Source organism: Myxacorys chilensis (genome assembly GCF_059505265.1).
The window spans coordinates 1-10,349 of sequence record NZ_JCACKG010000114.1 but is presented as its reverse complement, the minus strand read 5'-3'; the positions used below and the strand labels follow the sequence as shown (position 1 = coordinate 10,349).

General features: G+C 45.9%; 8 protein-coding genes. 3 read left to right on the top strand and 5 right to left on the bottom strand.

Annotated elements, in window-relative coordinates; all coding sequences use genetic code 11:
* The first annotated feature begins 1,258 nt into the window (after window positions 1–1,258).
* Window positions 1,259–1,603, top strand: a complete 345-nt coding sequence (locus tag AC5JLB_RS08530; protein ID WP_495692928.1) for a hypothetical protein — start codon at window positions 1,259–1,261, stop codon at window positions 1,601–1,603.
* 193 nt (window positions 1,604–1,796) lie between these two features.
* Here the strand turns inward: AC5JLB_RS08530 and AC5JLB_RS08525 are convergent, their stop codons facing one another.
* The gene (locus AC5JLB_RS08525; protein WP_495873399.1) at window positions 1,797–2,447 is read right to left on the bottom strand and encodes a YbaY family lipoprotein; all 651 of its coding nucleotides are present in this window, start codon (window positions 2,445–2,447) and stop codon (window positions 1,797–1,799) included.
* 177 nt (window positions 2,448–2,624) lie between these two features.
* On the opposite strand from AC5JLB_RS08525, the gene AC5JLB_RS08520 reads away from it, so the two are divergent.
* On the top strand, window positions 2,625–3,080 hold the full coding sequence (locus AC5JLB_RS08520; protein ID WP_495873398.1) for a DUF4870 domain-containing protein: 456 nt from the start codon (window positions 2,625–2,627) through the stop codon (window positions 3,078–3,080).
* Window positions 3,081–3,144: 64 nt separating this feature from the next.
* Window positions 3,145–4,227, top strand: coding sequence for a Gfo/Idh/MocA family protein (locus AC5JLB_RS08515; RefSeq protein WP_495873397.1), 1,083 nt, complete (start codon window positions 3,145–3,147; stop codon window positions 4,225–4,227).
* 61 nt (window positions 4,228–4,288) lie between these two features.
* On the opposite strand, the gene AC5JLB_RS08510 is transcribed toward AC5JLB_RS08515, so the two are convergent.
* The 4 genes from AC5JLB_RS08510 to AC5JLB_RS08495 all read right to left on the bottom strand — a co-directional run bounded on the left by AC5JLB_RS08510 (window position 4,289) and on the right by AC5JLB_RS08495 (window position 9,648).
* Window positions 4,289–5,119 carry a nitrate ABC transporter ATP-binding protein gene (locus AC5JLB_RS08510; RefSeq protein WP_495873396.1) on the bottom strand — a complete coding sequence of 277 codons (831 nt, stop codon included), beginning with the start codon at window positions 5,117–5,119 and terminating at the stop codon, window positions 4,289–4,291.
* Between the two features lie 84 nt (window positions 5,120–5,203).
* Entirely contained in the window at window positions 5,204–7,204 is a 2,001-nt protein-coding gene (locus AC5JLB_RS08505) for an ABC transporter ATP-binding/substrate-binding protein (RefSeq protein WP_495873395.1), read from the bottom strand.
* A gap of 117 nt (window positions 7,205–7,321) precedes the next feature.
* A complete protein-coding gene (gene ntrB / locus AC5JLB_RS08500) occupies window positions 7,322–8,155 on the bottom strand; it encodes a nitrate ABC transporter permease (protein ID WP_495873394.1) in 834 nt (277 codons plus the stop codon).
* Window positions 8,156–8,286: 131 nt separating this feature from the next.
* Window positions 8,287–9,648 carry a CmpA/NrtA family ABC transporter substrate-binding protein gene (locus tag AC5JLB_RS08495; RefSeq protein ID WP_495873393.1) on the bottom strand — a complete coding sequence of 454 codons (1,362 nt, stop codon included), beginning with the start codon at window positions 9,646–9,648 and terminating at the stop codon, window positions 8,287–8,289.
* Between the last annotated feature and the right edge of the window lie 701 nt (window positions 9,649–10,349).

Below are 10,349 nucleotides of genomic sequence, written 5' to 3'. Positions count from 1 at the left end.
ATGGCACTTTACATTACTCTAGCTTGTACCTCATTAGGCTGGAAAAGGCTGTATAGGGTCTTTCATCCCTTGACTCTAGCGATTTTTCCTTTGTTTCGAGTGCCCTTCTCTCCTCGCTCTGCGTAAGTCCTATTCTCTAAACTTTAAAGAGACTAATGGCCTCTAACTTCGATTTCCTCGTCAACAAGCCTTCTATAAAGCTCTGAAGCAGGTTCATCTGCTGGCTTTTGAGACACTAATTTCCCCCGTACTGCCAGCTCGAGAATGAGGTTTGAGTTTAGTAATGCTACCGGCATCTTCAGCGATTGTATGGAAGTGTTCTAAAAAGGTCGTCAAGTCCATCGGTCTATTTATCCCTTGCAGACCAGGCTCCTGATATCAACATAAAGAGCCCGCCTGCAAAAATGGCGATCGCCAAGCCTCCCAACACCATATCTATCTCATTCAACGGTTCCATCCGTTCGCTCCACTATGAATTGTGTTAACTGCCCCGCATTGGATGGGCGATCAATGGTTTTGGAGTTCGCTGGGGCATTGGACGATCGAAGGTGTTCTAAAAAGGCCTTCAGATCCATCAGATGATTTTTACCACTATAAATTTATTGATGAACAATCAGAGTAGCGTGGCTTAATTCGAGATAGCTGTGTTGCTCAAATAACTCAATAATTGGTGTTGCCCAATAGAATGGCATGATTATCAGATGACGACAGGTAATCTGTCATTGGCGTGATTTAGTAGCTAGAAGAAACATGACAACTAATTTGTCACGAATTCGCAACACGACAGCTAATTTGTCACAAAATCACATTGCTCGAAAGCCTTCAAAAATGTGCTACTTCCTCCGAAATTTCTGTTACATAAGGAATATAGCTTGACGACACTAATTTGTCTCGATGACATTTAATTAGTCACTGTACATTTGATCTGCGATCCACGGAGTTTGGCAGAGCCATTTCTCCTAAAGTTGCGCTTTGCGCTTATCGCTCCTAGTGTAGATCCAGAAATTGTAAATATCCGTAAAACCTTTACAGCTTATGGTTTACAGCTACTCATAATTCAGAACAACTATTGACGGTATTCGCAACTGCTGCCTCCGAAAGCAAGCCAAATTCCTTAAAACGGCAGTCTGAACAGATGCGGCTTGTTGTGGATAGTTTGCAGTTAAAAATAGCCCAACGTCCGTTCAAACTATTTCCGCTTCCTCATAGCCCACACCCTTCTACAATAATTGAGATAACACACCCCCTGTTTTTCTCCATGTCCCAACTTACACTCAATTTGGTTGAAGGTTCTGTGTCATTTGGCTTTTCGCTAGAAGCCGCTCAAGATCTAAAATCTGCCTTGATGCAGTTGATGGAAAGCCTGAAAGCAACCGCAACCACAACGGCTCCCGGCAGTAAAGCGGCGGCGCGAGAACCGATCGAGTATCGTCACACTGGAGATGTATTTTTAGAAATTTTTTGTAATCCCAACATTTGGGCATCTCCATTTGCGGCAAAGGTATTAGTTACCCTGAGAGACGATCGCATTCGCCTTAGCACCGAAGCTGAACTGACTCGTGTTGTCGAAGACGTGAATCACTATCTCGAAGCGAATTCATGAGATCTACGATCGCCTGGTTTGTCAAAATTTACGAATCAGTGATGTAGAGCGACAAATTGTTTGACCGCAGCGATAAAACGCAGGAGTTGGATGGATGACAAATCATCTGCCGTTTTGGTCAAATAATTCGTCGCTCTACATCTAAATGATGGGTTGTGCAGCTTCGCTTAGTCGGGTTGGCAGTAGTTTGAAGTTAGATTTGATTCACAATTACATCTACCGAGGTCGGCTTGCCTTGGGTAATAACGCGATAAGCAGATGTATTCCTCCAACGGGCTTTACCATCAATCAAAATTCGCGCGGCGATCGTATAGGTGTTCGTAGGGCGAATCGTTGCTGAATCGTAGCTCAGACTGAAGGGAATCGGAACCTGTCTGCCGTTCAGAGGAATCGTTTGCTCTGAGATCGTCACCGCAGGTGCATCAGCGCGGCTCACATCTTGAAGTTGAACTTCAACAACAGCATTCGGAGGTAGCGCAATCCGTTGCAGATAGCTAACCGTGCCCGATACTGAGCTTGTATTCGAGCTTGAGCCAGAATTTATTTTAGTTGAACACTGTTGATAAATCATCTGATCATTCAATGTAATGAACGCCTCATTACCTTTCGTTGACAGAGTGTAACCCGCGTTTTGATAGCGGGTTCCCGAAGCGGCTAGAACCTGACGCATCAGCAGCGACTTGCCATCATCGAGCATTGCGATCGCTTGTTCTGCTGAAAACACGGCTTGAAAATTTTTGCCACCGCTACATTGAAACGAATAGGCTTTCTGCTGTTGCGCGTAAGCAGGCAATACGGCTGTAACTGCTATTAAAACTGTTAATGCATTTGTTCTTAAATTCACAATCGATTGTTGCACCTCTTCATTTAACTTACATGACTTAACTTACATTACAAGTGACGCAGAGTTATTCAAGAAAGTTCAGCATTCAAATTAACATTTGCATCCATCGCTGCTATCGACGATTACAATAGGCACACTATCCGCTACGCTCGGATGATTTGCTTCTTGAGATTAAGTATGAATGAACCGTTGCCTAAAAATGTTCGAGTGTGGGGAATATGGTGTCATCTTTCGGGCACGATCGCAGCCCTCGTCGGAACCGTATTATTTCTTCCATTCGTTACGCTACTACTTCCGCTTATTGTGTGGCGCAGCGGGCGCGATCGCCATCCGTTTATTGATCAGCAGGGACGCGAAGCCATGAATTTTCTGCTTTCGATGACGCTCTATGGCATTGCTGCTGGTGTTTTATCTGCGTTCTTGTTTTTTGCAACATGCAGCGTAATTATTTATACAAGCGCTAACACCACTAATACATCTGAGAACATGTTGATGTGGATAGGTTATACATTCTTAATTGGTGTTGCCCTATTCGTTGTCTTTCAGGTTGTTATTACTATTTTCGCTGCGATTAAAGCATCCAAAGGTCAGTCTTACCGCTATCCTTTCTCGCTAAGATTTCTAGGCAGTTAATCAGTATAATAAACCTAACTTAATTAAACCCGTCTTCTACATCAGTCTTCCACACCATTAATTTATGTCTGACATTCGAGTTGCGATCGCAGGAACAGGGTTCGGTCAAAAAGTCCACATTCCAGGCTTTCAAGGCCAGTCCCGGACTCGTGTGGTAGCAGTCTACCATCGGGATTTAGAGAAGGCGACTGCGATCGCTCAAACACACAATATTGCTCATGCCTGTCAAACGCTAGAAGACATGGTTGCGCGATCGGATGTCGATGCCGTCAGCATCTCAACGCCGCCATTTTTGCATTATGAGATGGCAAAAACAGTATTGAATGCTGGAAAGCACTTGTTATTAGAGAAACCGACAACGCTAAACTACACAGAGGCAAAAGAGCTTTATAACTTGGCGCTCAACCAGCGAGTAGCGACCAGCATGACCTTTGAGTTTCGCTTTGTGCCGGCATGGCAGTATTTAGCAGAGCTTCTGTCGCAAGGATATGTCGGACAAAAACGACTGATCAAAATTGATTGGCTAGTGTCGAGTCGAGCTGATGCCAGCCGCCCGTGGAATTGGTATGCTCGCAAGGATCAAGGTGGGGGTGTGCTGGGCGCGATCGGGTCTCATGCGTTTGACTATGTTGCGTGGCTATTCGGTTCGGTGAGGCGGCTCTCAGCCCACCTCAGCACTTCAATTTCAGCCCGCCCTGATCCAACGACTGGAGAACTGAAACCCGTCGATTCGGACGATACCTGCACCATCATGCTGGAATTAGCAGATGGAACGCCCTGTCAAATTTGCCTCAGTTCTGTCACAACTCAAGGGCGCGGGCACTGGGTCGAAGTGTATGGCGATCGCGGCACACTTGTTTTGGGCAGCGACAATCAAAAAGACTATGTGCATGGCTTTAAGCTGTGGGGGAGCCAAGGTGGAAAAGAGCTGACCGAACTCGACGTTCCAAAGCGATTGGCATTTCCTCAAGTGTTTCCCGATGGGCGAATTGCGCCATTTATTCGCGTGGTCGATCAGTGGGTGCTCAGCATTGACCGACAAGAAACGTTGCCGCCGTCGCTGAAAGAAGGCGTATACGCTCAACTGCTAATGGATTTAGCGCACGAATCGAATGAAACGGGAACGTGGGTGACGGTTCCAAGCTAAATCCAAGTCAATCTTTAAAACTGGCGTTTAGCAGTTGTGCGGCTATTTGATGAAGATGACACTATTCATCATCATGAGCAAAGCGATTGTAAAGGAAATCTAGAGCATGGTTGCGGAGTTTGTAATACTCCGGCGTTTCCATCATCCGACTCCGATTGCGAGGACGCCGGAACGGAATTTCCATCACTTCTCCGATCGCGGCGGCAGGCCCGTTGGTCATCATGACTAATCTATCTGCCAGAAACAACGCTTCATCAATGTCGTGCGTGATCATCAACACGGTACATTTGTGGGTGTTCCAAATTTTCAGCAGTTCTTCCTGCAATTCTTCTTTGGTAATCGCATCTAACGCGCCAAAAGGCTCGTCTAAGATCAGAACTTCTGGGCAGAGGGCGAGGGCACGGGCGATCGCAACCCGTTGCTTCATCCCACCCGAAATCTGAGGCGGCTTTTTCTCCATCGCGTCTGCCAGTCCCACCATTGCCAAAAACTCTTTGACGATTTGGGTTTTCTCGGATTTAGATTTTTGGGGATAAACAACATTGACGCCCAAGTAAACGTTCTCGAAAACGCTGAGCCAAGGCAGTAAGGCATAGCCTTGAAACACAACCATGCGATCGGGGCCCGGTTTCTCGATGGGCTTACCTTGTAACAGAACTCTTCCAGTGGTGGGTTTTGCAAATCCGCTCACCATGTTGAGCAGGGTAGATTTGCCACAGCCAGAGTGACCAATGACGCAAATGAATTCCCCTTGATTGACTGCAAGATTCACGTCTTTAAGAACTGTGTAATCGCCAGTTTTGGTCGGGTAGACTTTGGAAACTTGGTCTACGATTAGGAAAGGAGTGGCGTCGTGTGAAGAACGTTGTGCAGACTTGAGCGATGTAACCATTTGCCTTTGAGGGGGTTGAGTAGTTTGCAGGAATGGATCAGAAATAGAAGGAGTTGAGCGCTTATGAATCAGGCGTAAGTCATTCTAAGCAGCCTGTATTCCTGGCGCTTTTAACGGCACGTCAGCCATGTAAATGTCATGCTTGATTTGTAAATGATTCAGATAGGCGATCGGATCATCTGCTGTAAAGGTAGTGCCATCAAAGAAGTGAATCGGACCCCGGCTGTAGGAAACATCCAACTCCAACTCACGAGCCGCAATGCTAAACACACTCACCTTACAAATGCGCTCCAAAATCTCAACCCAGTTTCGGGGGAATGGCACCTCTCCCCACCGAGCAAGCTGGGTCATAATCCACAGATGCTCCGTGCGGCTAGGACGATTCACGCCTGCGCCGAAGAACTGATGGTGGGCATACTCGCGCGGCGAAGGATGCAGTCCACAAGTGTTATGACTACCATCGCCAAGGTCAATGTATTCCATCTCACAATCGAGATACTCTGGACGAGACAGAATCATCCGAACTTCTTCTTGATTCGCTGGATCGGCACAGTAGGCACAGGCTTCAAGCAGTGCTTTCACCAAGGCAATGTGAGTATTCGGATAAGCATTTGCCCAATCTTCGCGAACCCCCAAAACCTTGCCGGGATGACCATCCCAAATTTCCAGGTCAGTTGCGATCGTATATCCAATATTGTCGATCGCAGCCCGCACATTCCAAGGTTCGCCAATACAATAACCATCAATATTGCCAGCTTCCAGGTTTGCCACCATTTGAGCAGGCGGAATCGTGGAGATCGTGACATCTTTATTTGGGTCAATGCCGCCCGCCGCTAACCAATAGCGCAGCAACAGATTGTGCATCGAAGCCGGATGAACCGCCCCAAAGGTATGCCGCTGATCACGGCTTTCTAGGAGCATCCGTCTTAAGTCAGTCAGGGTGATAATTCCTTGTTCGTAGAACCGCTTGTCGAGTGTGATGGCGTTGCCGTTACGGGTCATCGTTAAGGCACTGACAACCGGCAACGGCTCCCCATTTAAACCACCTGAGGTCAACCAAACTGGCATTCCAGAAGGCATTTGCGCTGCATCAAGATAGCTGCCCGCAATCCCATCCTGAATTCCGCGCCAACTAGACTCTCGCACCAAATTCACAGCATCCAATCCGTGATGCTCAAAGAATCCCTTTTCCTTCGCGATCACGACCGGAGCCGCTGCCGTTAAGGGCACAAATCCGATTTCGAGATTGATTTTCTCTAAACCGTGACGTGCGATCGCCGTAGTTTTTCTGGCTCTCAACTTCTTGATCTGCTTTTGTTGATTCAAGAAATAAATGATTTCACTTCGGTAACTGTAGTAGTTGGGATGATTGATTACTTCCATGCGTTTTCGCGGACGCGGCAGATCGACGTCCATGATCTGCCCAATTTTAGATTGGGGTCCGTTAGTCAGCATGACGATGCGATCGCTAAGCAACAGGGCTTCATCCACATCGTGCGTCACCATAATTGCGGTTATATGGCTCTCTTCGCAGATTTTCATCAGTTGCTCTTGCAGATTTCCGCGAGTGAGCGCATCCAACGCTCCAAAGGGTTCGTCTAACAGTAAAAGCTTGGGACGAGTAGCAAGGGCACGTGCGATCGCCACCCGCTGTTTCATTCCACCCGATAACTGATCCGGTGGTTTATCTACTGCATGGCGAAGCCCAACGAGATCAATATTGCGTTCAATAATCTCATTTCGTTCTGCCACTGATAGATCGCTCAACACATTGTTTACAGCTAATGCAATGTTTTGACGAACAGTCATCCAAGGGAGCAAAGAATAGTTTTGAAATACAACCATGCGCTCGGGGCCTGGACGCAGGATTTCTTCACCTTGAAGCATCACTAATCCATCCGTGGGCAAATCCAATCCTGCAACCATATTTAGCAGGGTGGATTTGCCGCAACCAGAGTGCCCAATCAGTGAAATGAATTCGCCTTTTTGAATTTGTAAATCAATTCCTTTGAGAGCAACATATTGCCCACCATTCTCTAAGGAGAAGGTCTTCTCAAGACTCTCAACTGTTACAAAAGCAGTCATGATGGATTGCCGAATGAAGAACAGAACAGGACGTAAATCAGTAATGACAATGTTGAGTGGAATGCCGATGTTGCGCGGAATGCCAACGTTGAGTGGGATGATTGCTGAGTGGAATGATTATCGCTGGCTCTGCGGCAGAATCAAGGTCTGCACCCACGCCATCAGGCTATCGAGCAACCACCCGACTAAGCCGATATATACCAGGGACACGATAATCTCACTAATTTGACTGTTTTGATAAGCGTTCCAGATAAAGAACCCAATTCCGACAATCCCAGACATCACAATCTCTGCGGCAATAATCGCTAGCCATGACAACCCGATCGCAATCCGTAACCCTGTGAAAATATAAGGCAACGCGGACGGAATCAAAATTTTGAAGAAGTACTCCGTTTTTGGGAGCTGCAACACTTGAGCCACGTTGTTGAAATCTTGAGGAATTTGCCGGACGCCAACCGCCGTGTTAATCAGGATCGGCCAAATCGCAGTAATGAAGATTACGAACAAAGCGGCAGGCTGATTCTGTTTTAATGCAGCAAGTGCGATCGGCACCCAGGCGAGGGGCGGAACGGTGCGCAAAATGTTGAAAATTGGATCAAGTCCTTTTGACAAGCGTTTGTTCAAACCCACTAAGATTCCGAGTCCAATGCCCACAACAGCCGCGAACGAATAGCCGATCGCAACCCGTTGCAAACTGGTAAAAACCTGCCAAAATAAGCCCTTATTCGTGCCGCCGAAGTCGAAGAATGGATATAAAATCAAGACCCACGTTTCTTGAACAACTTTAATCGGCCCTGGCAAATCGGTTGGCAAAATCATCGTCAGAAGTTGCCAAATTAACAGCAGAATTAAAATCGTTCCAAGCGGTGTTGCAATATCCTCAAGCCGTTGTTTTAGCTTCTTGTCGAGGACAAAGGACGGTTTGTTGAATTGCTTCCGGGCAATAGTCATGATTTTTTACTCCTATCAACTGTGGTAATCATTGACGTGTTCAAGATAAAGTTTCAGCAGTTGCTAGATTTTCACTTATCTTGCGTTAGCTTTTATGCTTCTTTATCTACTAACGTCTTATGCTCAAATCCCTAAGCTTTCTTAATCTTCAAACTATCCAAATAAGCTTGAGGATTCTCTGGATCAAACTTGACTCCATCAAAAAATTCTTCAACGCCGCGAGAAGTGCTGCTTGGAATATCAGAAGATGCAACGCCCAACTCCTGTGCTGCCTGCTTCCAAAGGTCTTCTCGGTTGACTTGATCAATCAAGCTCTTAGCATTGGTCAAGGTTTCTTTGGGCAAGAAGTTCCAACGAACGCTCTCAGTCAAAAACCAGAGGTCATGGCTCTTATAAGGATAGGAAACACTGCCTTTGCTATCCTTCCAGTACAGTACTGCCATCGAGCGATCGTCGATTGTTCGTTCTCCTAGGTTGTACTTGCCCATTAATGGCTCAGCTATAACGGTTTCTGGCATGTTGAAATATTCTCGTCCAGCCAAGATCTTAGTCATTTCTGCACGATTGTTAAAGTCATCACACCACTGTTGTGCTTCCATGATTGCTTTTAGAATCGCTTTCGTAGCTTTAGGATGGTTATCTACCCAATCTTTTCGCATTGCAAAATATTCTTCGGGATGCGCTTTCCAAATTTCAGCTGTGAGGGCTGCAATGAATCCTGACTTGTCCGAAACAATTTTGGCAGGCCAAGGATCGCCCGTACTAAATGCATCCATTGCCCCCCGCTTCATATCGGCAACGGTTTGCGCTGTTGGAACGGTCAACAATTCCACATCGGTATCTGGATCAATGCCACCCGCTGCTAACCAATATCGAATCCAAAATTCTTGGTTGGCTCGGGGAAACGTATAGGCAGCTTTGAATTGTCCACCTTGGGACTTTAGACCGTTAAAGAAGGCCGTTTGATCCGCCAGCTTTAGACCAATGTTTTTGCCAAGGTGTTTGTTTGCGAGCGCAATTCCATTTCCTTGAGTGTTCAATTGCGCTAATACGAACATGGGAATCTTAACGTTATCGGTAATGATTCCTTCCGAAATCAGATAAGGCATTGGCATTTGCCACTGACCTCCATCAATTCCGCCTCCAGATGAACCAATTTTGACATTATCGCGAGCAGCACCCCAGTTCGCTTGCTTATCTAAAGCAATTTCTCCCATGCCATGTTTAGCAAAGAATCCTTTCTCTTTCGCAATGATTAAAGGGGCAGATTCCACGATGGGAAAATAGCCTAATTTAGCAGTTTTAACTTCCGGTTCTTGCCCTGCTTTTACACCAGAGCCTGCATCTGCAACAGGGGCTGCTTGGGTTCTACCTCCCACGAGTTCAGCAGGTGGATTACCCAGACATCCTTTCAAAAAGATTGAAGATGCAGTGGTTGCACCTGCTGTATAGAGAAAGCGCCGCCGAGACATGGCAGACGAAAAGCGTTCCATTTCTAACTCCTAACTACAATATTCAGTAATGAACAGATTGATTGCTGATTAAAGGCAATCGAATTTCGCTCAGCAAATCGCTTATAAAAATGCATTTTTAAGCAGGTTTGCTGAATGTGAAATATTTAAAACACGAAAGTCTGATTCGTCAGAGCGATGCATCTCAACGACGCTCACTCCGACTTAAATGCCGAGCAGAAGATGACAGAAAGTTAATAGATTAAGGGAGTTAACAGATTAAGGATTAACTCCCTTAAATCTCGCGAAAAATAGACCAGCGCTGGCAATCATTGCTTGAGACTGTTGACAAATCAATTAATTTCATTAGCTGATTTGTTAAAGATTAAGATACTCTGAATTTCTCTGAAAAGTCTAGCCATGTGGTGGTTGTTAGGACAAGATTTCTCAAATCTATTACATAGACTAAAACCTATGAATATCTGAATTTGGATAGAAAATGCTGCTATAACAGCACTTTCCAGAAGCGCCATAACATCGCTTTATAGAGGGCATCACTTAATTCTAAATCTGCGAGAAACTACGTCTTCAAAGCTATTTAAGATTCACAGTATCTAATCTAGATGCGTTTACCCTACTGCTAGGTCGATGCTTGACAGTGCGGACAGTAGTAGAGCCGTTGAAGTGTCCCCTTTAGTTCGGACAGAAGCACAAAAGATTTAAGCGTATCTACTTTCTACCAC